The sequence below is a fragment of the Pectobacterium actinidiae genome (assembly GCF_000803315.1).
GTDB lineage: Bacteria > Pseudomonadota > Gammaproteobacteria > Enterobacterales > Enterobacteriaceae > Pectobacterium > Pectobacterium actinidiae.
Map to the genome: position 1 here is coordinate 712,355 of NZ_JRMH01000002.1, position 23,971 is coordinate 736,325.

Genomic DNA, 23,971 nt, shown 5'->3' on the forward strand with positions numbered 1-23,971 from the left:
ACAAGAAGAAGGATGGGAAAGGACGATGATCATCTCTGCTTCAACGGACTACCGGGCGGCGGCGCAGCGTAAGCTGCCGCCGTTTCTTTTCCACTACATTGATGGTGGGGCGTATAACGAGCATACGCTCAGGCGTAATACGGCCGATCTGGCAGATATCGCGCTGCGCCAGCGTATCCTGAAAAATATGTCTGACCTGAGTCTGGAGACGCAGTTATTTGGCGAAAAACTGGCGATGCCAGTGGTGCTAGCTCCCGTTGGCCTGACCGGTATGTATGCCCGACGGGGCGAAGTGCAGGCCGCGCGTGCGGCCGAACAGAAAGGCATCCCGTTTACCTTATCTACCGTTTCTGTCTGCCCGATTGAGGAGGTTGCGCCTGCAATCAACCGCCCGATGTGGTTCCAGCTCTATGTGTTAAAAGATCGTGGTTTTATGCGCAATGCGCTGGAGCGGGCGCAGGCTGCCGGGGTCAAGACGCTAGTATTCACTGTAGATATGCCGACACCAGGTGCCCGCTATCGTGACGCACATTCCGGCATGAGTGGGCCGAACGCGGCGGCGCGCCGTATTTTGCAGGCGATAACGCATCCACAGTGGGCGTGGGATGTTGGCCTGAACGGTAAGCCGCACGATTTGGGTAACGTGTCTGCCTATCGTGGTACGCCGACGACGCTGGAAGACTATATTGGCTGGCTTGCAGCGAATTTCGATCCCTCTATTTCGTGGCAGGATTTGGCGTGGATCCGCGAGATGTGGAAAGGGCCGATGATCATCAAAGGCATTCTCGACCCGGAAGATGCCAAAGAAGCGGTAAAGTTCGGTGCAGACGGCATCGTCGTCTCCAATCACGGCGGTCGCCAGTTGGACGGCGTGTTGTCGACGGCACATGCGCTGCCAGCCATCGCCGATGCAGTGAAAGGTGATATCACCATTCTGGCGGATTCCGGTATTCGTACCGGATTGGATGTCGTGCGCATGATTGCGTTGGGCGCGGATGGCGTGATGCTTGGACGCGCGTTTGTCTACGCGCTGGCAGCAGCGGGCGAAGCGGGTGTGGTTAACCTGTTGAACCTGATCGAGAAAGAGATGCGTGTGGCGATGACGCTCACGGGTGCTAAATCTATTGCCGATATCACCACGGATTCACTGGTGCAGGCCACCCAGCGGCGATTAGATGGCCTGTAAGAACGAATCACGTGGTGAGAGTCACGCGCCGCGTGATGGCTTTTGAACCTTCCTCTGAACGTTGATAACCTTTACGGGATAGGACAACGTTGGGGAAGCTAAGTGAATGGGCAAGCGCACGATTGCCGTGGTGGATTACGATCCACAATGGGTGATGAATTACGCAACAGAGGCGAGTGCGATAGCGAAGGCGCTCGGTGACGTTGCGGTGAGCATCCACCATATTGGTAGCACGGCCGTGCCGGGGTTATCCGCTAAACCGGTGATTGATATGCTGCTGGAGGTGGTTTCGCTGTCCGATTTGGACAGGTTGGATCACGTCATGGTCGATTTGGGCTATCGCCCCCGCGGCGAAAATGGGATAGCGGGGCGTCGTTACTACACCAAGGGCGGTGACGCTCGTACTCACCATCTTCACGCCTTCGTGGTGGGTGACGAACCTATTCAGCGACATTTGGCTTTTCGTGATTATCTCCGGGTGAATCCTGACGTGTGTGCGGAATATGCGGCAATAAAGCGCGCTGCTGCGCTGGCATGTGACAACGATGCTGCGGTGTATAGTCAGCTAAAAAATGACTTTATTGCCACACATGAGGCACGAATATAGCCGGTTGCTCAGCATCAGACGTTTTTTCCTGTATTGCAAATGTCCCACTTCGTTCTATATTTCGAGGGCAGATTGAACGAAGGGGAAATCGTTGTGAATATTAAAGGGCTTACGAAGGGATTCTTCATCCTTATCTTATTTGTCGTTACGCTGGCGTTTTTTGACATACTGGCGCCGTATTATTCCGCCATTTTATGGGCGGCAGTGCTGGCCATCATCTTCCATCCGCTGAAAAGCAAGATTCGGCAAAAATTAAACGATCGCAACGGTGTGGCCTCGCTGCTCACCGTCCTGATCATCTTCCTGATCGTATTCATCCCATTAGGGGTGATCGTTTCCTCATTGGTAGTTGAAATTAATGAGGTGTATACACGATTACAGGACAGTAACACACGGTTCCCGGTGGTGCTGGCGGAGTTGCTTCAGCATCTGCCGAGGTGGGCGCGGCATTTCCTAGCGGAACACAATCTGGATAACGCCGCCAAAATACAGCAGGAGCTGTCTCAGGTTGCGCTGAAAGGCGGGCAATATCTGGCAGGAAGCGTGCTCCTGATCGGCAAAGGAACGTTCACCTTCTTTATTGGTTTCGGGGTGATGCTCTACCTGCTCTTTTTCCTCCTGAAAGATGGTTCCTATCTGGTGAACCTGATTCTCGAATCGCTGCCGTTGTCCACCCATGTTAAGCACCATTTGCTGGTGAAGTTCGCCGCCGTATCCCGGGCGACCGTCAAAGGTACCGTAGTCGTGGCGATTGTGCAGGGTACACTGGGCGGCATTGCCTTCTCTATCGCAGGGATAGAAGGCAGTCTGCTGTGGGGCTCGCTGATGGCGTTCCTGTCGCTGATTCCTGCCGTGGGTTCGGCGATTATCTGGGTACCTGCTGCTATCTTCCTGTTCGCGACGGATATGCTGTGGCAAGCCATCTTCATCGTCGCATTCTTCGTCTTGGTGATTGGGCTGGTGGACAATATTCTGCGTCCGCTATTGGTAGGGAAAGACACCAAAATGCCGGACTACCTGATTCTGATCGCTACGCTGGGCGGTATGGAAATCTACGGTATCAACGGTTTTGTGATTGGTCCGCTGATTGCGGCGCTGTTCATCGCCTGCTGGAATATTCTCTCTGGGCGTGACAATCAGGAGAATATTGAGGGTATCGACGAAGATTTTATTGAGGAAGGTCGCCTTTACGCGAGTACGATCAACTCTGAGGGTGCCGATGTTGTGGTGAGCCAGCCGTCGGATGACAAAACGGCAACAGAGCAGACGGTGGAAAACCCTGGCACACAGAATAAGAAGGTAGAGTGAGCCGCTTGCGTTAAGTCCAAATCTCTTGCCCCTCGGGCGTGATCCACACGACGCCTGCGGGGGCTTTGGCTAAGAACCAAAGGCCAAATTCGTCTACATCATCACATTCATCAGTGGAGACATCGGGTGGAAAGGCATTGCGGAGTTGATCAACCTGATGTTTCGGTTCGCCTTGCAGATAATCTCCCTTGCTGGCGAGCCTGATTTGCCCTGTGGAGATGAGCCGTTCCAGTAGCGTAAAAAACAGTGCCTGACGTTGGTCGTACGTCCTAGGGTTGCTCCGACATTCCATCGCAATATGTTGCCATATCGCACCCATCGACAGCCCGTATGCGCTGGTCGTTACCGCATCAAAAATGTCGTCGTCGTTCATCTTTCCCTTTTTTCAGAATCCCACGTTGCTATCGTGTAGGCTCAAAGGCATTGAGCTCATGGCTCCACGGAATCACACAATCGTCAACCGCGACATACCATTCACAGTGTGCAAGGGCACCACGAATCTCGGATAAACACTGACACCAGTGTTGCACGCCAGTCACGATGGCATCCTCATCGTTGTCGGGAAGTTTAGTTGAACCGGAGAACACGATCCCCTTTCTGAACACGTTACCGATTTTTACATTGAGGGCGAAATCAAAAGATTCCCAGTTCAGGCCTTCTCCGGTCGTCAGATAGTTCTCAATTTGGTCATTAACGGAATGGCGTTGGACGATCTCCTTCACGGCAGATATCTCTGTCTGGCTCAGGGATTTTTTACGTCGAGCGGTGTAATAGAGCGAAATTGCCATGTTGCCTCGTTTATACCCGTCATACTTCAAGCTGCTTGTGCGTTGGCTGCCCTTACTCACCCCAGTCACTTACTGGTGTAAGCTCCTGGGGATTCGCGCAGTTGCCGCCTTCACGCAACTCGAATTATTTAGGGTATATTAATAGTGTTTAAGGTGAGAAAATTACAGCTTTAATTCTCGAATAAAAAACGACGCCAAATAATCAGGAAGTTCTGATTTTATAAAGATAGGGGATGGTGATGTTGGGGAAAACGCTTCTGATCGGAATGAGTGTGGCATTACTCAGTGGATGTTCGGTTGCAACGTATAGTAATAAGCTTCAGGACTATCAGGGAACGGATCGTGTTGGTATGACATTTGATAACCGTAACCTTGACTATATTCGCATTTATCCGACGACCGACCGATGTATTAATATTGATGCACCAGAAAATGGCTACACCAATAATGCATTTGGGTTCCAAACTAAACTCAATAATAAAGAACTCGGCTTCCCGGCTATTCCAGAGACGCCAACGATGATCCGTGAATTTTGGGTCAGCGCGCAGCATAATATTGCGGTCAGAATGATTGCAGACAATGGCGGATTTAGTACCGTGACGTTTAAACCCGTAGTGGGGAATTACTATTATGTTACTGGTAAATTTGTTGATGCTTATTCGCCACGCCGCATTGAAGTCTACGAAGTATTCAAGACTGAAAAAGGCTACTACGATCGCCGACCTGTCAAAGATTTGATGCTGAAGAACTGCGGCCAGTTTACTTCCAGAATACAGAAATTTTAATACCATCTTCGGCCAGACATGGACCCGCCTGGCCGTTTTCATCGACCTTAGGTCAACTGCTTTCCGGAAAACGTACCGGCATACCAGGCATCCATCACCGACAGCAGGTTTTTCACTTCCTCGATAGTCAGGCCATAAGAATCAGCCGTTTGATGAGGTTTAACGACGAGCATCGGAACATCGGCACGCGTATGCAAATAATCGAACTGATATTCCACCTCGGTGTTGTAAAACAGGGTTCCGCCTACGTTTCCGGCCTTACGTAGCTGCTTGATCTGTTTATCTTGCGCGTTTGGATCTTGTGCCCAAATCAGGAAATCACGTAGCGGCTGCGTCTGGCGGGCAAAGTCATCACGCGTGAAGCCGAAATAGGCATAGCGCTTTCCTACCACTAACGCAATTTTGCTTTTATCGTCCGTAATCCTGACGTTAAAAGCACGTTTATCTACGGTACAGTCGCGAAACTGCGGCTTGTACTCACAGGCGGAAAGATTCTTGGCTTCATACACTTCATAAAGCCGCATTGTGGCGTATTTATCGAAGGTGGTGAGCGCCTGACAGCCGGTTAAGGCAAGAAGGATGAGCGGGAGGACGAGGTAACGCATGACGGTTTTTCCCTATTTTGTTGCACTTATCATCGGTCATGCAGTGCTTCGATGGTATGGCCGTGGCGCTGCATGATGAGAGCAAAGTCGGCGTCTAGCTTGGTATTTTGGTGATCTTTGGATACTGTTTTGCCGCTCGCCACTATTACGTTTCTGTCCTGACGAGTAACTCCTATCGATTCGCTGCGATTCTTCCGTTTATTCAATTATTTTTTCCACTCAATAAACATTTTTTCTGTAATGCCAAGTCCAACGATTGAGCCAACATGAAGTTGAGCTAAATCACTGAGTGTCATGGCAATAAATTTATCGGCAGAAGGAATGTCATTTTCTGCACAGTATTTCTCAAGATATTGTTCTGCAAGCTGTTCATTAAGATTTTCCCGGATAATATTCCCCATCGCCACTTTTCGTGCCACACGATGTTGTATGCGATAAATATCAATTTCGCCAATCGACTCTTTTACTACATCATATTGTTCGCAAGATCTCGTATAGGCCCATTTGAACAACTCCAAAGCGGGCAGGAGCTCATTGGTTTCATAGAAGTACAGCAATGCTTTAAAGTAATCCTCTTGCGGTACATCAATAAAACTTAACGGGCAAAAATTGTGCTTAATAAAAGGGATATTGCAGGATAATCGAGCGGTTCGCTTGTTTACGTCTTCAAAGGCTTGTAGATACGATAAATGAATGAATAAGAAAAAGCTCTGTTCAAATGGGTCGTGGATTTGTTCTGCTTTGCGTAGTAATAGAGAGAAGTATTCTTCGAGTTGATGGGGGTTGTTTAGCGGAAAATAGGCCGATTTTCCAATAGAGACTTCTATCTGCCTGATGTTACCGCATGCTTTGGGATTGGCGAGTAAATCTTGCGAAAGCAGGGCGTGAATATTTCTGATTGTAAAGGGATTAATTATTATCTCTTCGGCATTTTCAATTAAAAATTCAATCGCTTCTTTGTGGTTCATGATCATGATGGTTTCTTCATGAACTTTACCATCGGCTGTCAGCCCCTGTTCTATGAGTTTTTGTGTATCAAGCTTGGAGTAGGTATTACCTTCTAGTCGACTAGAGTTATAGGACAAATCAATGAGTAGACGTTGACTAATATTCCTCGCATAAGTCCCTGCTGCTAGTGTGCCATCAAATCGTTTCCCCATTTTCGACAGCGTCGTTTGTATCTGATTCGGCAGGTACTGAGTTACGTTGGGTAAATAATTATCCAAAATATCAAATTGATAGCTGGATTTTTTACGTGCATACGAAGGCGTATCTAAATAGGCGAGCTGTGAGATAGCCTCTTTGGAAAAGATGGGGTGATTGTCCTCATCTGCACGTATTGTCCTTATGTTGTTATCGATAGTGTCCTTATCGAATGACTTAAGGACACGCAATGAAGATGAATTGTCCTTATTTGCATAATATTTAGTATTGCGTTTTTCCCCTACCGTCACGATCTGCCCGTCGTCGTACAGCTCTTTAAGTCGGCGCTGTAGTTTTTTCTTATTTATTGAAAATAATAATAATTCTTCAATTTCGCCCAGGCTTTTTGCTTCATAGAACTGAAGCATTGCTTTCAAAATTGATGTTTTTTCTTGCTGTATACGATTGTCTTGGCTCATTTTTATAAGGACAGAATAGTAGTCGGTGTCTCTAAACGTAGTAGAGATAAGGACAAAATTCAAGCCAATAAGGACAATTCATAGAAGGTTTGTCCTTATTAGGATCGGATAGAGACAGTTTAGGTGAGGTTTGCGGTGCGAACTGATGCCGTCTGTTCGCTGAGTGCCATCAGCGCAGGGATCAGGTGCGCATAAGTACTGAGGTAGGTGCTGAGTTGTTGAAGGTGTTCTGTGGTGATTTCTTCAGTCAGTGATTCGCTAACATACTGTAAACCGTGGCACAACCCTTCAACCGACTCAGCGGCGATTGCGCTGAGATCGTCACGCTGAGCATGACTAAGATGATCAACGGGTAGTGAAGCGATGAGATCTCGAAAAATAGTGATGGAACTCTCGGTAATGGCAGCATTTATCGTAGTCATTGGCGATCCTCCTTGAAAGTCAGTGTCGCCAATTGTCGATGCTTTTTACAGGTTCAGATACTATGAGTTTCGGAACGTCTCATTTTATTTAAAAATAAATTTATTGTACGAAAATATATATTAAAACATTGAAAGTAAAGTGATGATGGCGGAGTCATTAAATGCCACAAGCCCTATGTGAAGGTAGCCAAAAGTTCTATGCTTTCTAGCTGATTGGATTAAAGTAAACTTTAACTAATAATATATCTATCATGAGTTTTAGATATGTGATTCATGATGATTAAATAGAATACTCTCTTGATTTGTCAAAATTATCTATCGATTTAAGACAGGAGTAAATTACTATGAATATCTCTAAAATTTTCCGATCATTATTAGTTTCCTCTGTTTTTATTTTTACATCTACCGTTGCGCATGCGGGCTATCTGGATTTTTCATCAAACTGGAATGCAGTAAGCACTGTAGACATGAGTAAAAGTTCAGCTGGAAACATTGTTTCGCAATGCCCAACGATCAGTGCTTATTCCAACATGGCGGGGTCGACAACAGGTGCGATGGTTGTTGCTGGTCCCCATACTACAGCAACGGATAAGAACATGCATTTAACGGTGAGGCTGTATAAAAATAATAAGCATGAGAAGTCATGTCATGTTTATATTAATACTAAGCAGCAGTACACTAGCTGCAATTGTGAATATACATCCTGATTTTACATTATTTAAAATTAGCAACCCATCCTGTTCATTTTAGAAAATATCAATTCAATCATCATTATTAAATTGATGAATTTGATATGGACGGGTTGCTATATTTATTAATTTTTTCTGAGTAATAATCTTAATTTATCGAACAAAAATAATATTGATTTTTAAATCACCGATTTAATAACTCTACAGCGTAAAACTGCCATGAATAAGTTTTTAAATGATAAAAAGGTGTTCGGTTAATTACCTGAGAGTGAATTTCGGTAATACATGTTAGACGATGATAGTAAAAAAATGCCCTGAAAACAAGGCATTATATGAACGGTTTAAGCGATATGAAACGTCACTCAATATTTTGGATCTGTTCCCGCATTTGCTCGATCAGCACTTTCAACTCGATGGCTGACGCGGTGACGTCGGCGTTGATGGATTTCGAGGCCAGCGTGTTCGATTCGCGGTTGAATTCCTGCATCATGAAGTCGAGGCGGCGGCCGACGGCTTCTTCTTTTTTCAGGATTTTGTAGGTTTCTTTGACGTGAGCGTCGAGGCGGTCAAGTTCTTCGGCGACGTCGACGCGCTGCGCCATCAGCACCAGTTCCTGTTCCAGACGGTTATTTTCCAGCTGTACCTGCGCATCCTCCAGCTTGCTTTGCAGGCGCTCGCGCTGCCATAGCAGGATGTTTGGCATCTGGGCGCGGACTTTGACGACTTCGGCGCTGACGCCAGCCAGACGCTGTTCGATCAGCCCTTTCAGCGCGTTGCCTTCGCTTTCTCGGGCGGCGATGAAGTCATCCAGCGCGCCTTCCAGTGCTACCAGCAGTTCAGCGCTGATCGCATCCAGATCCTGTTCTTCCGCCGACATCACGCCAGGCCAGCGCAGAATATCAACCGGGTTGATTTCCCCTTCGTCGCTCTGCATTTTGACCCAGTTGGCAGCATTAACCAGCTGTTTCGCCAGCTTTTCATTCAGGATCAGCGCACTTTGCGCACTCGGGTCGAGTTCAAAACGCAGGTTGCATTCGATCTTTCCACGGGTCAAGCGGGCGCGGATGCGCTCACGCGCGACGGGTTCGAGGCTGCGGAATTGTTCCGGTAAACGAAGATAGGTTTCCAGATAGCGCTGGTTAACGGAACGCAGTTCCCAGGCTGCGCTTCCCCAGTTGCCCTTGATTTCTCGGCGGGCGTAAGCGGTCATGCTGCGAATCATTGGTGCATACCTGTAAAGCAAATGATGAGGGGATTATAGCGTTGAGTCCCGCGCAGGGGATAGGAAAAACCGTCCGTGGCATGGCGTCTGTCGTGAATCAGGCAGCGTAAAGCAGTGTCTCGTTCTGTCTGGCGATCTCGCGACAGCGATTTTTCATCATCTGTTTCAGCTGTAGCGTCGCCTGTGACTGTGGGTTGTCGCGGCGACTGATTAGCGTGACTTCAAAAGGCAGCGGCTGATCGATAGGGACAATTTTGAGCTGGTCGGCATAGCGACAGGCGGTAAAGAGATCGACGATGCCTGCACCGCCACCCGCCAGCACCATGTCGGCAATCACCGAGTAGGTTTTGATGTAGAGCGACGCCGCTGGTTGTAGCGCTTTGTCGCGCAGTGCGCGGTGTACCACCTGGCCGAGCGGGTCCTGATGCTGCATCATCAGCAGATTGTTGTTGCACAGCCATTCCAGCGAGACAGGGCCGTTTATCGGGCTGTCTTTCGGCAGCAGGGCAACCATCGTGGACTGGAACAGCGGTTCTGCCAACAGTTCGGACGGCACCTGCTGACCAAAGATCAGCGCGAAATCGAGCTGGTTTTGCAGGATGTTCTGGCACAGCGTGCTGAAGTGCTCGGTTACCAGTTCCACGTTAACCGAGGCGGCCTGCTTATGAAATTCCACCAGCGTCGGTGCCACGATCATTTGCCCGAACGCGTGTGCCGCGCCAAGCCGTACGGAGTGTGCCTTGCTGGTTTTGATTTGTTCGGTGAGCGAACTGATGCTTTGCAGATGGCTGAAAAGCTCCTGTACTTTCGGTATCAGGCGTAGCCCTTCTTCGGTGGCGATCATTCCCTGTGTGCGACGTTCAAACAGGGAAAAACCGAGCTGCTGCTCTGCGTGATTCAATACCCGGCTGACGTTCGGCTGAGAGACGTTGAGCAATCGGGCGGCGCCGCTGATGGTGCCTGCCTGAACAATGGCCTGGAAGATTTCAATATGGCGTAATCGCATGGTTGCAGGCTCCGGCTGATGCTTTCTAATGAGCATCGTATGAGTAATAACCAAAAAGTCTGCAATTATTACGCCAGGTTATAAGGCCGTGATGAATGGTCGATAGATAAGCGATGAGACGGTTTTGTGCACTATTTTGATGCCCAATATTGGTGCGTTGCACCTATGTTGGGCGTTCTGTTTCGATGTGCTGGCAAGTTAACGATAGATATCGGCGATGGGTTCTTCTCCCACGTAGCCATAGCCGCGGTACATCCCCTCGCTGTTGAACGGCAGGGCAATGTTGCCGGCTTTGTCCACGGCAATCATCCCGCCGCTGCCGTCCATCTGAACCAGTTTTTCCATCACCACGCGATCGCTGGCCTGTTGTAGCGTCAGCCCAGCGTATTCCATTAGTGCGGAGACATCATAGGCAGCGACGGCGCGCATAAAGACTTCGCCGGTGCCGGTGCAGGAAACCGCCACTGTCTGGTTATTGGCGTAGCAACCCGCGCCGATAATGGGGCTATCGCCCACGCGTCCTGCCTGTTTGTTGGTCATGCCGCCCGTTGAGGTTGCCGCAGCGAGGTTGCCCGCACTGTCCAGTGCTACTGCGCCCACGGTGCCGAATTTGCGGTCGGGATCGATAGGGTCACTCTGGCCGTCATGGTCAAGGATGACGCGGCCTGAGCCTGCCTGTGCGTTATGCAACTGCTGACGGCGTTCTTCAGTGGAGAAAAATGCAGGTTCAACCCTTTCCAGACCGTGCTGCTGTGCAAAGGCTTCCGCACCGTCGGCGGTAAACATCACATGCGGGCTGGCTTCGAGTACGGTACGCGCGGCCATAATCGGGTTACGGATATGGCTGACGCAGCTCACCGCACCGGCATCCAGCGAGCGTCCGTCCATGATGCTGGCGTCCAGTTCGTGGGTTTCTGCGTGGGTGAAGACCGAGCCGTGTCCGGCGTTGAATAACGGGCACTCTTCCAGCAGACGGACGGCTTCCGTCACCGCATCCAGCGCGCTGCCGTTTTCAGCCAGAATACGCTGTCCGCTGGCGACAATCTCGGACAGCGCGGCCAGATAGCGCTGTTCTTTTTCAGCGCTCATAGCCGAGCGGGTCAGCGCACCTGCGCCACCGTGGATCACAATCACGGGTTTCGTCATGCGATAAATTCTCTTTTCAAGCGGTTTACGCCCCAGAATAGCGGCGGATAAACCGGAATCAGTTTTGCGTTGTCGCCAGATAGGAAAAAGCACCCAGCAGGCTGGTGATTTCTCGCATGCTCTGCGCGGTATAACCTACGGTTATAGCATCCAAACGTTCAATGTTCGGCAGCAGACAGAATAGATCGGCCAGTACCGGTTTTGCCACCATCAGTTCGAGGCGATAGGGTGCCTGAATCCGCGAATTCAGCGTACGGTGTGCTTTTTCCACCGCCGCTTTTGCCGCGTCACGAATCACCTGACGCGCCTGTTCGGTGCTGAGGGATTCCGCTGCGTGCTGTGAAATGGCGCGTTTGACGCAAGCGTAGTCAGTCGCAGGGTAGTAGCGGGCGATCCAACTCTGGAGCGTGTCGTCACCGCTAACCAACCACAGTGGCGTTTTTTGTTCTACGCCCGCGGCGGCGTAGATGTCGCTCTCGCCCATGATTTCACCGTTGATGCGCACGCGGTAGAAAGCACGACCGTTGATGGTATGCGATAACACGCCAAACTCACCCGCCGCGCTGTGATAACCGATGAACATCAGGCCATCGAATTGCTGCTGCTCTAATCCTTCTACCATCGAATAGCCGCGCGGTTTGCCTTGTACCAACCGGGCGCGGGCGTCGATGTTTTCCGCACGCAGATTGACCATCGCCGCGTGGCTGTCGGCGACCACCACCTCTGTTGCGCCACCTGCGAATGCGCCGTCGATGGCGGCATTCACTTCCTGCTCCATCAGGCCGCGTGCCAGTTGGTATTCCGCGGTGCCGGGGCTGCACTGCTCCGGGCGCATCACGCCAGCGATACCTTCAATATCAGCAGAGATAAACACTTTCATCATCAGTTTCCTACGGGAGAATTTGCTTATGGATAAAGAGTCGCAGCCAGCCGATCCAACGCCTGTGGCAGCGTTGGGCGATGATGGCCGCGAAAACCGGTCACGGCGTCAGCCTGAAGCATGGCGTCGAGCACCGCGTGTTCGGTGGCGTCGGCGGCGGCGCTTAACAGCGGTTCAAGCTGTGCATCCTCCGGCGGCTGTGGCTGTGGACAGGTCGAGAAGGCGACGGCGATATCGCCGGAACCGTGTCCCCAGTAGCTGCCGAGCCGTCCTAATCCTGCGCCCGCACGTTTGGCGATGCGTTTGAGCTGACGGGCGTCAAGCGGGGCATCTGTCGCCATGATAATGATGATCGATCCCGCGTCCTGCTGTGGAGCGAGCTCCGGCAGGATAGGCGCAATGGCATCGCCCATCTGCACGCCGTCCAGCGTCAGTGAGGAAAGCGTGCCGAAATTTGCCAGTACCAGCACGCCGAGTGTAGCGTTTAATTCGGGGATCAGACGCGATGCGGTGCCGATGCCGCCTTTCAGGCTAAAACAGCTCATGCCACGTCCAGCACCGACGCTGCCACGAGCGAAACTGCCTGCTGCTGCATCCAGCGCTTGTCGCGCCATGTGTTCCGTCACCGCCAGCGCCTGAATGTCGTTCAGCCAGCCGTCGTTGCACTCCAGCGCCAGCGGGTTCACCGTCGGCAGCGTGCGTCCTAGCTCAGGGTTACGGGAAATGGCATCGCGCACCAGCGCGGTAAACAGCGTGCCGGCTGCCAGCGTATTGCTGAGCAGGATGGGCGTTTGCAGCAGCCCCAACTCCTCAATTTGTACTAGTCCGACGGGTTTGGCGAAGCCGTTGAGCACCGCCGCGCCGCAGGGCAGCGGGCGGGTAAACAGATTCTCACCGGGCGGCACAATCGCCGTGACGCCGGTTTGCACTTCGCCCGCTGCCAGCGTGCAGTGGCCGACGCGCACGCCTGCCACATCGCTAATGCGGTTATGCGGCCCGCTGGCTGAGCGCGGCGTACCCAATTGCCGCGTCGTTTTCCAGCGTTGTAGCAATAGAGCCTGCTGCTGCTGTTGATAGTCGTTCATCGGGTGATCGCCGTGCATCGCCTTCCTCAGCTTTTCAGTTTGGGATCGAGCGTATCACGCAGCGCATCCCCGAGCAGGTTAAACGCCAGCACGGTGAAGAAAATTGCCAGACCGGGGAACACGCTGACGTGCCAGGCACCTGCCATCATCAAACTGCGGCTCATCGCCAGAATATTGCCCCATTCCGGTACATCCGGCTCTGGGCCGAGGCCGATGAAGCTCAGCCCTGCCGCAGTCAGGATGCTGGTGCCGATACGCATGGTGAAATAGACGATCACATTAGGCAGCGTGCCTGGCAGGATGTGGCGCATCAGTACGATGCGATCCGGCGCACCGGCGCAGCGTACCGCTTCCACATAGGCCGCCTGTTTCAGCGACAGCGTAGAGGCTCGCACGATGCGGGCGAAGACGGGAACGCTGAAGACCGCAACGGCGATAATCACGTTATTCAGGCCAGGACCGAGGATCGCGACGACTGCAATGGCCAGCAGCATACCGGGGAAGGCGAACAGCACGTCGGAACCGCGCATGATCAGCGTATCCACCCAGCGGCCATAGTAGCCTGCTAGCAGACCGAGCACGATGCCGACCAGCATGCCCAGCGTGACGGAAAAGATACCGATGTATAACGAGATACGTGCGCCATAGATAATACGGCTCATCACATCACGACCGAGATCGTCGGTGCCCATCCAGTGCGCCGCTGAAGGCGGGGAAGCCAGCGATACCCAATCTGGCTCCATCGGGTTCCACGGTGCCAGCCAGGGGGCGAAAATCGCGACCAGTACCAGCAGCAGAACGAAGCTGCTGGACACCAGCGCCATCGGGTTACGGATAAAGACCTGAACGAAATCGCGCCACGGCGAACGTATCGTCTCTTCATCAAGCGTGGCTACGGCCACGACGGGTTCGGAAGGGAGGTTCATCGTGTCTCCTAACGTAGGCGAATCGCCGGATTGACCACCGCGTACAGCAGGTCCACCAACAGGTTAATGACAATAAATTCAAACACGAACAGCATCACCAGCGCCTGAATAACGGGCTGATCCTGCGTCTTGATCGATTCAATCAGCAGCCAACCCAGACCCGGCCAGCTAAATACGCTCTCGACCACGATGGAGCCACCGAGCAGGAAGCCAAATTGCAGCCCGAGCATGGTGATGACCGGGATCAGTGCGTTACGCATCACATGCTTCCAGGTGACTAGCCGATTGCGCAGCCCCTTGGAACGAGCGGTGCGGACGTAGTCTTCCTGTGCGACTTCCAGAAACGCGGAGCGGGTAAAGCGCGCCATGACGGCGGCTACCGATGCCCCGAGCGTCAGCGCGGGCAGAATGATGTCGCTGGGCTGATTAAAACCGCTGACGGAAAAGACGCCGAACGGCATAGCCACAAATTGAATCAGCAGCAGGCCGAGCCAGAATGGCGGCATGGAAATCCCGCCGACGGCAAAGCTCATCAGCGTCCAGTCCTGCCATTTGCCCCGCTTGAGCGCGGACACCACGCCGATCAGCAGGCCAAGCAGCACCGACCAGACGAAGCCTGCCAACGCCAGCCACATGGTGGGCATAAAGCTCTTGCTGATGACGTCGATGACCGGCTGCTGCGTACGGTACGTCACCCCCAGATCGCCGCTGAATAAGCCGCCGATCCAGTTGATATACTGCTGCGGCAGCGGGTCGTTCAATCCTAGCTGCTGACGGGCGGCTTCCACCGCCTCAATCGTCGCATCAGCCCCTGCGTAAATACGTGCCGGGTCACCCGGCAACAGCTTGATAAAACCGAACACTAACAGGGAGACCACCAGTAGAACCGGGATCATTTCCAGCAAACGTCGGACGATATAAGCAAACATGGCGTTCTCCCTGACCGGTTACTTAAATTCAGCCTGATCGAAGATCAGTGAGCCATCTGCCAGCATGTACACGCCGTCGAGGTTCTTGGTTTTACCGACGATGTTGTCCGGCGTTCCCAGGAAGACGACTGGCGCATCCTGCCAAATTTGGCGCTGTGCATCGGCGTAAGCGGCGGCACGTTTGTCGGCATCGGCGGTGGCCAGACCGGCGGTAATCGCTTTATCCGCTACCGGGTTGCTGTAGTAGGAGACGTTGTACGCGACTGGCACCCAGGATTCGGTGGCAAACAGTGGACGCAGCGCCCAGTCAGCATCACCCGTGGATGGAGACCAGCCGTTATAGAACAGGTCAAATTCGGCATCTTTCGGATCTTTCACGCCAAACAGCTTGGCGTTACGCATCCCTGAATCCATCGGCGTGACGGTGACTTTGACGCCAACCTGCTCTAACTGTTGTTTGAAGAACTGCGCGCTACGGATGTAGTCGGTGCGGTTCGTCGTCCACAGCTTCAGGCTCAGGCCGTTGGCGTAGCCCGCTTCTTTCAGCAGCGCCTTGGCTTTCTCTGGGTTATAGGTGTAGTTCGGTGAACTCTGGCGTGCGAAGAACTGGACGTCCGGTGCCATTGCAGAGGAAGCTGGAACACCCATGCCAGCGAAGCCGACTTTCAGCCAGATGTCGCGGTTGATGGCGTAGTTAAGCGCCTGACGTACGCGGATGTCGTTAAGCGGCGGACGCAGGTTGTTCATCGCCAACCAGAATTGATAAATACTCGGGTCACGTTGAATCGCCAGCTTGCTGTCGCTTTGTACGGTGGCGATCAGATCGGAAGGCAGTGGATACACGGCATCGACCTGACCGGATTTCAGCGAGGCCACGCGAGTGGAGTCTTCCGGCGTCGGGTAGAAGGTCACGCTGTCGACTTTCGGCCAGCCTTTCTGCCAGTAGTTGTCGAATTTCACCAGTTTCACGTCTTTACCCTGCTGCCATTCGGTGAATTTGAATGGGCCAGTACCGACAGGGTGCACGCGCAGCTGTGCTTCATCCGGGTATTTTTTCAGCGCTTCTGGGCTGTGCATGACGGCGGACGGGTGCGCCAGCGTGTTGACAAAGGCGCCGAAAGATTTATTCAGCTCGATTTTGACCTGAGTCGGTGACAGCACGGTAACGGTTTGCACCATGTTAAACAGGCTGTTGCGCTTCAGGCCTTTGCTCTGGTCGGCCAGACGGTCGAGGTTGGCTTTAACGGCGTCGGCGTTGAACGGTGCACCATCCTGGAAGGTGATGCCTTCGCGCAGGGTAACGACGAATTCAGTCGCCGTGTCGTTGCTGGTATAACCTGTTGCCAGACGCGGCACCAGCTTCATTTTATTATCGAACTGGAACAGACGTTCGAAGATGCCACTCTGAATGGAGTAGCTCAGCGTGTCCGACGTATCGTGCGGATCGAGCCCGGTGATATCGGCATAGATGGAAATGCGAAGGTCTTGCGCCTGGGCAACAGCCGCCAGACACAGTGAGAGCCCGAGGGCAACGGCGGAGCGGCGAACGAATGGCTTCATGGTTATCTCTCCTGGTCAGCAATGAACGTGTGTTGTGAATACAGTGTGTTTTCTGGCTATTTTTCGTGTTGCTTTTTTATAACTACATCGTGTTTCAGGCTGCCGATTCGTTGTCGGCGACCCAGTGCTGCGGCGCGACCTCGCGGTAGCGCGTTTTGGCGACGGTCTCACCTGCTTTACGCAAAGGTGAGGGGATTTCGCTATCGTCAAACTGGCGTGCGCCGCGACGGGTTGGGTCGGCAATGGGAACCGAGGCCAACAGGCGGCGGGTATACGGGTGCTGCGGGTCGTTAAACACCGACTGGCGCGGGCCGATCTCCACAATCTGGCCGAGGTACATCACCGCGACGCGGTTGGCGATACGCTCGACAACGGCCATATCGTGCGAGATGAAAATCCACGACACACCCGTTTTCTTCTGGAGATCCATCATCAGGTTGACGACCTGTGCCTGAATCGATACATCGAGTGCCGAAACGGCTTCGTCAGCAATGATGACCTGCGGCTGTAGCGCCATCGCGCGGGCAATCGCGATACGCTGACGCTGTCCGCCGGAAAACTCGTGCGGATAACGCCGAGCATGTTCTGGCAGCAGGCCGACGCTTTTTAACAGCGCCTGCACCTGTGGTGTCGCTTCTTCCAGCGATTTCACCAGCCCGTGCAGTAGCAGCGGTTCCGCAATGGTGAAGCCTACCGTCAGGCGCGGGTTGAGCGAGGCATACGGGTCTTGAAACACCATCTGCATTTCCCGGCGCAGCGGCTGGAAATCACGCTCTTTCATCTGCGAGATTTCGTTGCCCTGAAAATGGATGCTTTCGGCTTGGCTCTGTACCAGGCGCAGCAGGGCGCGTCCGGTGGTGGACTTGCCGCAGCCGCTTTCACCGACGATAGCCAGCGTTTCGCCCGGCCAGACGTTGAAATCGATCTGTTCTACCGCGTGAACGTGGTGGGTGATAGTGGATAAAATCCCGCTGCGCATGGGGTAATACACGCTCAGTCCGCGAATATCCAACAGCGGCTCAGCGTCATAGCGGGCGGTAACCTGTTCACTATTTTCCGGATCGGCAGCCTGTCCCAGTAAAGGAAAGCGCTTCGGCCAGAGGCTATCGCGCATGTCGCCCAGCTTCGGTACGGCGGCCAGCAGCGACTGGGTATAAGCGTGTTGCGGTGCGGCAAAAATCTGTTCGACAGTGCCTTGCTCCACGATCTCGCCGCGATACATCACCACCACGCGATCGGCGATTTCCGCTACTACGCCCATATCGTGCGTAATAAACAGCACCGCCATGTCGCTCTGCTGTTGCAGGTCGCGCAGGATTTGCAGGATGCGTGCCTGTACGGTGACGTCCAGCGCGGTGGTCGGCTCATCGGCAATCAACAGCTGTGGATCGCAGGCCAGCGCCTGTGCAATCATCACGCGCTGACGCATCCCGCCAGACAGCGAGTGCGGATAGCTTTTCATCACGCGATCGACGTCTGCGATACGCACTTTGTGCAGCAGCTCACGGGCTTTTTTGTCCGCACTGGCGGCATCGCAGATTTTGTGGTCAAGCAGGGCTTCGGTAAGCTGATCGCCAACTTTCAGCACCGGGTTGAGCGACGTCATCGGCTCCTGGAAAATCATGGCGAGATCGCGACCGCGTAGCTTACGACGTGCTTCCGCTTTCATACTCAGCAGGTCATGCTGCTTGCCGTCGCGTGCGGTGAAGCGGAGCGCACCGCGTTCGATGTTGGCAGAGTCCGCCAGCAACCCCATCACGGCGAGTGACGTTACGGACTTGCCTGAACCACTTTCGCCGACCACGGCGACCACTTCCCCTTTATTCACGGTAAAGGAAATGCCTTTGAGCGCCTGATGCGTGCCGGAGCGACCGCTAAAGCTGACGCTCAGATCGTCGATTTCCAGTACAGGTCTGGGGGCGTTACCGGGTGCTGTGGCGGCACCCGCGTGCATGATATCCGTCATGGTCACTCCGGTTGAGGGTTGGATGGTTACTGCGGTTGATTGCGTCATAGCCAAATTCGGCCAAGGTTGTAGGTCAGATAAGGCGAGCTGTCGGCAGCTAGCCAAATAGGGCCATCGAGATCGACGTGCTCGGCATCGGCGGCGACGGGCAGGGCGGCTTCCATCGCCATCGACGAGCCCAGCGTGCAGCCGACCATAATGCGCAGGCCGTGAAAGTGGGCTTCGCGTACCATCGCCAGCGCTTCGGTCAGCCCGCCACACTTGTCCAGCTTGATGTTGATCATGTCGTAACGACGACGCAGCCCGACGATGTCACCGCTGTGGCGGCAGCTTTCATCCGCACAGATGGGAATCGGATGGGAAAAACGCTGTAAATCCTCGTCCTTATCCACAGGAAGCGGTTGTTCGATCATGGCGACCTGATAAGGCAGCAGAGCCGTGGACAGGCTATGTAAATCCAGCCCGCTCCAGCTTGCTCTCGCGTCGATAATCAATTTGGCGTTAGGCGCGACGGCACGAATGGCGGCGACCTTCTCCAGAATCAGCTCGCGATCCAGTTTGATTTTCAGCAGCAGGGCGCCGTGAGATACGGCATTGGATGCGGCGGCGGCCATTTTCTCCACGCTATCGAGCGCCAACGTTTGCGCACAGACCACGGACGTGGGGGGATGAATGCCGATACGTTGCCACAACGTCTGTTTTTCCAATGCGGTGTTGAGCCGCCACAGGGCGCAGTCCAGCGCATTTCTGGCCGCACCCGGCGATAAGTCTTTCTGGAGCTGTTCGATGGTCAGGCCGTGTTCTATAGCCTCACGGACCGCAGAGAGCTGGCGACATACGCTGTCGGCGGACTCGCCATAATGGGCGACTGGCGTACACTCGCCTTGTCCAATAAATCCTTTTTCTTCCAATGCGACGCGGATAACGGTAACCGCGCGACGCGTGCCGTTATCAACCGCCATAGGACGGGCTAGTGGCAGATTGACCGTTTCAATTTGCATATGCCGCATCATGATTTTCTCTCATCAACGCTCAAGGGATGAACGGACTATTTCATGATGCATCATCACTGACGAATACTTGTTCATCAGTAGGGTATAACCTCAGGTTATATCCTAAGTTCAAGGTATGGCTTTCTGATGCCGCTTTCCCGCAACGCGAAGGATTTCGTGTATAATACGCGCCAGTTTTCATTGACCCACCGGAGATGAGCCATGCGCCCAACAGGCCGAAGTGCACAGCAAGTACGTCCCCTCAAATTGACCCGTCATTACACAAAACACGCCGAAGGTTCTGTTTTAGTCGAATTTGGCGATACCAAAGTGTTATGCAATGCCACGGTAGAAGAGGGTGTTCCGCGCTTTCTGAAAGGTCAGGGGCAAGGATGGGTCACCGCCGAATACGGTATGCTACCGCGTGCGACGCACAGCCGTAACGCGCGTGAAGCCGCCAAAGGCAAGCAGGGCGGGCGGACGCTGGAGATTCAGCGCCTGATTGCGCGTTCCCTGCGTGCGGCTATCGACCTGAAAGTGCTCGGCGAATACACCATTACGCTCGACTGCGATGTCTTGCAGGCGGACGGTGGCACGCGTACAGCGTCCATCACCGGTGCCTGCGTAGCGCTGGCCGATGCACTGAACCAGATGGTCGCCAAGGGTAAGTTGAAAAAGAACCCGATGAAAGGCATGGTCGCGGCAGTTTCCGTCGGCATCGTGAACGGCGAAGCGCTATGCGATCTGGAATACGTGGAAGATTCCGCTGCGGAAACCGACATGAATGTGGTCATGACCGAAGACGGCCGCATGATTGAAGTGCAGGGCACAGCCGAAGGCGAGCCGTTCAGCCACGAAGAATTACTCACCCTGCTGGCGTTAGCCCGAGGGGGAATTGATACCATCGTTCAGGCGCAGAAAGCGGCCTTAATCGATTGATTTTATAAGCGACCAATTGGTCGCTTTTTTTATGTCTGACCAACAGTGTCTAATTAACAACGTGATTAACCCGTAAGACTAGGAGATGCAGTAATGAAAGCCTACCAGCGCCAGTTTATTGAGTTTGCACTCAGCAAGCAGGTATTGAAGTTCGGCGAGTTCACCCTGAAATCCGGGCGTATCAGTCCCTATTTCTTCAACGCCGGGCTGTTTAATACCGGGCGCGATCTGGCCTTACTGGGGCGTTTTTATGCGGAAGCCCTGGTTGATTCTGGCGTGGCGTTTGATTTGCTGTTCGGGCCAGCTTACAAAGGCATTCCGATTGCGACTACTGCTGCGGTCGCGTTGGCAGAACACCACGATCGCGACCTGCCGTACTGCTTCAACCGTAAAGAAGCTAAAGACCACGGTGAGGGCGGCAGCCTGGTCGGTAGCCCGTTACAGGGCCGCGTGATGCTGGTGGATGACGTGATTACGGCGGGTACGGCGATTCGTGAATCAATGGAGATCATCGGTGCGCACGGCGCGACGCTGGCGGGGGTGATGATTGCGCTGGATCGTCAGGAACGCGGTCGTGCCGATCTGTCTGCGATTCAGGAAGTCGAGCGAGACTATCAGTGCAAGGTGATTTCGATTATTACGTTAACGGATTTGATTGCTTATCTGGCGGAAAAACCGGAGATGGCAGCGCATCTGGATGCGGTGAAAGCCTATCGTGAGCAGTACGGGATTTAACGTGTGACTCAGGAACCCGCCAGAAGAGAATATCTGGCGGGTTTTAATATCTAAGGGAGGCGTTTAGTTCAGCTGTGCCGCCAACAGCGGCCAGCGGGTGTCGAATTCCTGCGTCGGACGATAGCGGAATTCAGAGCGAATGAAGCGCGACAACATCCCTTCGCAAAACGCTAACAGCTGGCTAGCCAACAGCGTTTCATCATGCTGGAAACCTTTTCCATCGCGTAGCTTGTGTTCGCGCAATACCTGACGCAACTGCGATTCAATACGCTCAAACAGCTGGTTTATACGTCCCTGCAAGCGATCCTGTTCAAACATCAGCGCGTGACCGGTCATGATACGAGTCAGACCCGGATTCCGTTCCGCAAACCCTAAAATAAGCAGCAAAATCAGACGAAGACGATTAAACGTTTCTTTTTCGTCTTGCAGAATCAGGTTAATGCGGGTGGTCAGACTATCCTCAATAAATTCAATCAGGCTATCAAACATCCGCGTTTTACTGGGGAAATGCCGGTAGAGCGCCGCTTCGGACACGCCAACGTTCGCAGCCAGTTTTGCCGTGGTGATGCGTTGGCTACCGTCGCTGGATTCCAGCATCTGTGCCAGCGCCTGCAAAATTTCCTCGCGGCGATTCCTTTTCGTATTTTCTTTTTCTGCCATGTCTGAAAAGACCCTTGCTAAATATTTGACTGACAAGCACCCGGTAGCGCCACAGTCGCGATAGCACACTGTGGCTTATAGGAATTTTTACACTATGGGTGGCTGGATCGCGTTAGCTACGGCCGGAGTGGCCGAAGCCGCCTTCTCCACGTTCGCTGCCGACGAAATCTTCGACCAGATTGAATTCGGCCTGAACAACGGGCACAAAAACCATCTGCGCGATGCGTTCGCCCGGTTCAACCGTAAACGTTTGTTGACCACGGTTCCAGACGGAAACCATCAGTTGTCCCTGATAGTCCGAATCAATCAGCCCCACCAGATTCCCCAGCACCACGCCGTGCTTATGGCCTAGCCCTGAGCGGGGCAGGATAACCGCCGCTAGCCCGGTATCGGCAATGTGAATCGCCAGCCCGGTTGGGATCAGGGTGGTTTCCCCTGCTTTGAGTTCAATCGCCTGATCCAGACAGGCACGCAGATCGAGCCCAGCAGAACCTGGAGTGGCATAGGTTGGTAACGGAAATTGCTGTCCAACGCGTGGGTCAACAATCTTAACGTCGATTTTTTTCATCATAACGGCTGATAATCTCGTCGATTAATTTTTGGCCAAGCAGACGCTTGTCGCACTGCGGCAACGGCGTGTCACCACCTTGCCAAAAAAGGTGTAACGCATTGGTTTCACTGTTAAAACCATGCCCGGAAAGAGAGACGTTGTTCGCGCAAATCAGATCCAGCTTTTTACGCGCCAGTTTTTGTCGGGCGTATTCTTCCACATTCTGGGTTTCGGCAGCAAACCCGACAACATAAGGACGATTTTTCGTCATGGCTGCGACACCGGCGATAATATCTGGATTTTTGACCAGAGTGAGAGTCATTTCATCGCCCTGCTGATTCTGTTTTTTTATCTTCTCATCGGCGATGTGTTTGGCGCGATAGTCGGCAACCGCAGCACAGCCGATAACAATGTGCTGCTGTGACGCGTGATCCATCACTGCGCGTTCCATCTCTAACGCGCTGCCGACGTCAATGCGTTTGACGCCCTGCGGTGTGGCGAGCGAAACCGGGCCGCTTACCAGTGTGACATTTGCACCACGGGCAGCAGCGGCTTGTGCGATAGCAAAGCCCATTTTCCCGGAGCTGTGGTTGGTGATAAAGCGAACGGGATCCAGCGCTTCTCTCGTTGGTCCGGCGGTGACCAGAATGTTCAGATGTTGCAGATCGTTGATGGCAGAAAAATGACGCTGTGCCAGCCCGACAATCTCCATTGGGTCGATCATGCGGCCTGGCCCAACGTCGCCACACGCCTGACTGCCGCTATCCGGCCCCCAAATTGGTAAACCGCGTGCGGCCAGCGTGCTCAGGTTGTCCTGCGTGGGCTCTGCGCGATACATCTGCTGATTCATCGCAGGGACAACGGCGATAGGGGCAGAGGTCGCGAGGCAAATGGTGGTCAGTAGGTCGTTCGCCATGCCAGCAGCGACTCGGGCGATCAGATCGGCGGTGGCTGGGGCGAGAATGACTAAATCAGCCCATTTCCCCAGCTCGATGTGACCCATTGAGGCTTCCGCCGCAGGGTCGAGCAGGTCGTCTGATACCGGGTAGCCGGAGACAGCTTGCAGCGTCAACGGAGTGATAAAAGCTTTAGCTGCAGAGGTCATGACAACTCGTACGTCAGCTCCACCATCGCGCAGGCGTCGCACCAGTTCCGGGCACTTATACGCGGCAATGCCGCCGCTGATACCCAGCACGATTCGTTTGCCGGAGAGTGCATTCAGGCTGGAAAATTCCGTCATCATCATGGTCCGATTGAAAGTCAGAAGATGCGGCATTTTACCATAACCTTGCGGGCAGATAGGAATCTTAAGGTCTTTGTCGTGTTTTCCCTAAGAAGATTGCGAAGCGCTTCGCAGCCTTTT

At 53.3% G+C, this 23,971-nt stretch carries 25 protein-coding genes; 7 read left to right on the plus strand and 18 right to left on the minus strand.

All coding sequences use genetic code 11. The features are described 5' to 3' along the window. The first annotated feature begins 25 nt into the window (after positions 1–25). From lldD to KKH3_RS20665, 3 genes are all read left to right on the plus strand, one after another. On the plus strand, positions 26–1,186 hold the full coding sequence (gene lldD, locus KKH3_RS20655; RefSeq protein WP_039364031.1) for an FMN-dependent L-lactate dehydrogenase LldD: 1,161 nt from the start codon (positions 26–28) through the stop codon (positions 1,184–1,186). A gap of 106 nt (positions 1,187–1,292) precedes the next feature. Next, positions 1,293–1,793 (plus strand): GrpB family protein, encoded by a 501-nt coding sequence (locus tag KKH3_RS20660; RefSeq protein WP_039364034.1) that lies wholly within the window; start codon positions 1,293–1,295, stop codon positions 1,791–1,793. Positions 1,794–1,886: 93 nt separating this feature from the next. Then, on the plus strand, positions 1,887–3,101 hold the full coding sequence (locus KKH3_RS20665) for an AI-2E family transporter (RefSeq protein ID WP_039364037.1): 1,215 nt from the start codon (positions 1,887–1,889) through the stop codon (positions 3,099–3,101). Between the two features lie 10 nt (positions 3,102–3,111). On the opposite strand, the gene KKH3_RS20670 is transcribed toward KKH3_RS20665, so the two are convergent. Both KKH3_RS20670 and KKH3_RS20675 read right to left on the minus strand, forming a co-directional pair. After that, positions 3,112–3,474: a DUF596 domain-containing protein gene (locus KKH3_RS20670; protein WP_039364040.1), complete on the minus strand. Its 363-nt coding sequence runs from the start codon at positions 3,472–3,474 to the stop codon at positions 3,112–3,114. A gap of 28 nt (positions 3,475–3,502) precedes the next feature. Beyond that, positions 3,503–3,889, minus strand: a complete 387-nt coding sequence (locus KKH3_RS20675) for a hypothetical protein (protein WP_181939675.1) — start codon at positions 3,887–3,889, stop codon at positions 3,503–3,505. A gap of 239 nt (positions 3,890–4,128) precedes the next feature. Between KKH3_RS20675 and KKH3_RS20680 the strand changes: the two genes are divergently transcribed. Then, positions 4,129–4,674, plus strand: a complete 546-nt coding sequence (locus KKH3_RS20680; protein ID WP_181939676.1) for a hypothetical protein — start codon at positions 4,129–4,131, stop codon at positions 4,672–4,674. Between the two features lie 47 nt (positions 4,675–4,721). Here the strand turns inward: KKH3_RS20680 and KKH3_RS20685 are convergent, their stop codons facing one another. From KKH3_RS20685 to KKH3_RS20695, 3 genes are all read right to left on the minus strand, one after another. Further along, positions 4,722–5,279: a hypothetical protein gene (locus KKH3_RS20685; protein ID WP_039364045.1), complete on the minus strand. Its 558-nt coding sequence runs from the start codon at positions 5,277–5,279 to the stop codon at positions 4,722–4,724. Positions 5,280–5,485: 206 nt separating this feature from the next. After that, entirely contained in the window at positions 5,486–6,901 is a 1,416-nt protein-coding gene (locus KKH3_RS20690; RefSeq protein ID WP_039364408.1) for a Fic family protein, read from the minus strand. Positions 6,902–7,020: 119 nt separating this feature from the next. After that, complete coding sequence (locus tag KKH3_RS20695) at positions 7,021–7,323, minus strand: hypothetical protein (protein ID WP_039364047.1); 303 nt, start codon at positions 7,321–7,323, stop codon at positions 7,021–7,023. A gap of 344 nt (positions 7,324–7,667) precedes the next feature. Here KKH3_RS20695 and KKH3_RS22035 point away from each other — a divergent pair, with 344 nt between their 5' ends. Further along, complete coding sequence (locus KKH3_RS22035) at positions 7,668–8,030, plus strand: hypothetical protein (protein ID WP_072034583.1); 363 nt, start codon at positions 7,668–7,670, stop codon at positions 8,028–8,030. Between the two features lie 340 nt (positions 8,031–8,370). Here the strand turns inward: KKH3_RS22035 and KKH3_RS20700 are convergent, their stop codons facing one another. The 10 genes from KKH3_RS20700 to ycjG all read right to left on the minus strand — a co-directional run bounded on the left by KKH3_RS20700 (position 8,371) and on the right by ycjG (position 19,742). Next, entirely contained in the window at positions 8,371–9,234 is an 864-nt protein-coding gene (locus KKH3_RS20700; RefSeq protein ID WP_039364050.1) for a YicC/YloC family endoribonuclease, read from the minus strand. 97 nt (positions 9,235–9,331) lie between these two features. Beyond that, positions 9,332–10,240: a LysR family transcriptional regulator gene (locus KKH3_RS20705; RefSeq protein ID WP_039364059.1), complete on the minus strand. Its 909-nt coding sequence runs from the start codon at positions 10,238–10,240 to the stop codon at positions 9,332–9,334. Positions 10,241–10,438: 198 nt separating this feature from the next. Beyond that, entirely contained in the window at positions 10,439–11,386 is a 948-nt protein-coding gene (locus KKH3_RS20710; RefSeq protein ID WP_039364062.1) for an isoaspartyl peptidase/L-asparaginase family protein, read from the minus strand. Between the two features lie 58 nt (positions 11,387–11,444). Next, complete coding sequence (locus tag KKH3_RS20715) at positions 11,445–12,266, minus strand: M55 family metallopeptidase (RefSeq protein ID WP_039364065.1); 822 nt, start codon at positions 12,264–12,266, stop codon at positions 11,445–11,447. A gap of 26 nt (positions 12,267–12,292) precedes the next feature. Beyond that, positions 12,293–13,351 carry a DmpA family aminopeptidase gene (locus KKH3_RS20720; RefSeq protein ID WP_039364411.1) on the minus strand — a complete coding sequence of 353 codons (1,059 nt, stop codon included), beginning with the start codon at positions 13,349–13,351 and terminating at the stop codon, positions 12,293–12,295. A 26-nt stretch (positions 13,352–13,377) separates the two neighbouring features. Continuing rightward, positions 13,378–14,277, minus strand: a complete 900-nt coding sequence (locus KKH3_RS20725) for an ABC transporter permease subunit (protein ID WP_039364068.1) — start codon at positions 14,275–14,277, stop codon at positions 13,378–13,380. A gap of 8 nt (positions 14,278–14,285) precedes the next feature. Continuing rightward, positions 14,286–15,206: an ABC transporter permease gene (locus KKH3_RS20730; RefSeq protein ID WP_039364072.1), complete on the minus strand. Its 921-nt coding sequence runs from the start codon at positions 15,204–15,206 to the stop codon at positions 14,286–14,288. 18 nt (positions 15,207–15,224) lie between these two features. Continuing rightward, entirely contained in the window at positions 15,225–16,766 is a 1,542-nt protein-coding gene (locus tag KKH3_RS20735) for a glutathione ABC transporter substrate-binding protein (protein ID WP_039364073.1), read from the minus strand. A gap of 94 nt (positions 16,767–16,860) precedes the next feature. Next, positions 16,861–18,732 (minus strand): ABC transporter ATP-binding protein, encoded by a 1,872-nt coding sequence (locus KKH3_RS20740; RefSeq protein WP_039364075.1) that lies wholly within the window; start codon positions 18,730–18,732, stop codon positions 16,861–16,863. Positions 18,733–18,776: 44 nt separating this feature from the next. Further along, positions 18,777–19,742 carry an L-Ala-D/L-Glu epimerase gene (gene ycjG / locus KKH3_RS20745; protein ID WP_181939678.1) on the minus strand — a complete coding sequence of 322 codons (966 nt, stop codon included), beginning with the start codon at positions 19,740–19,742 and terminating at the stop codon, positions 18,777–18,779. A 204-nt stretch (positions 19,743–19,946) separates the two neighbouring features. Between ycjG and rph the strand changes: the two genes are divergently transcribed. Both rph and pyrE read left to right on the plus strand, forming a co-directional pair. Further along, positions 19,947–20,663, plus strand: coding sequence for a ribonuclease PH (rph, locus tag KKH3_RS20750; protein WP_039364080.1), 717 nt, complete (start codon positions 19,947–19,949; stop codon positions 20,661–20,663). Between the two features lie 93 nt (positions 20,664–20,756). After that, the gene (gene pyrE / locus KKH3_RS20755; RefSeq protein WP_039364082.1) at positions 20,757–21,398 is read left to right on the plus strand and encodes an orotate phosphoribosyltransferase; all 642 of its coding nucleotides are present in this window, start codon (positions 20,757–20,759) and stop codon (positions 21,396–21,398) included. 63 nt (positions 21,399–21,461) lie between these two features. Here pyrE and slmA read toward each other — a convergent pair whose 3' ends face one another. The 3 genes from slmA to coaBC all read right to left on the minus strand — a co-directional run bounded on the left by slmA (position 21,462) and on the right by coaBC (position 23,884). Continuing rightward, on the minus strand, positions 21,462–22,058 hold the full coding sequence (slmA, locus tag KKH3_RS20760; protein ID WP_005967978.1) for a nucleoid occlusion factor SlmA: 597 nt from the start codon (positions 22,056–22,058) through the stop codon (positions 21,462–21,464). Between the two features lie 112 nt (positions 22,059–22,170). After that, positions 22,171–22,629: a dUTP diphosphatase gene (gene dut, locus KKH3_RS20765; RefSeq protein ID WP_010285710.1), complete on the minus strand. Its 459-nt coding sequence runs from the start codon at positions 22,627–22,629 to the stop codon at positions 22,171–22,173. Next, positions 22,607–23,884, minus strand: coding sequence for a bifunctional phosphopantothenoylcysteine decarboxylase/phosphopantothenate--cysteine ligase CoaBC (coaBC, locus tag KKH3_RS20770; protein WP_412458870.1), 1,278 nt, complete (start codon positions 23,882–23,884; stop codon positions 22,607–22,609). Before coaBC ends, dut begins: the two co-directional genes overlap by 23 nt. Between the last annotated feature and the right edge of the window lie 87 nt (positions 23,885–23,971).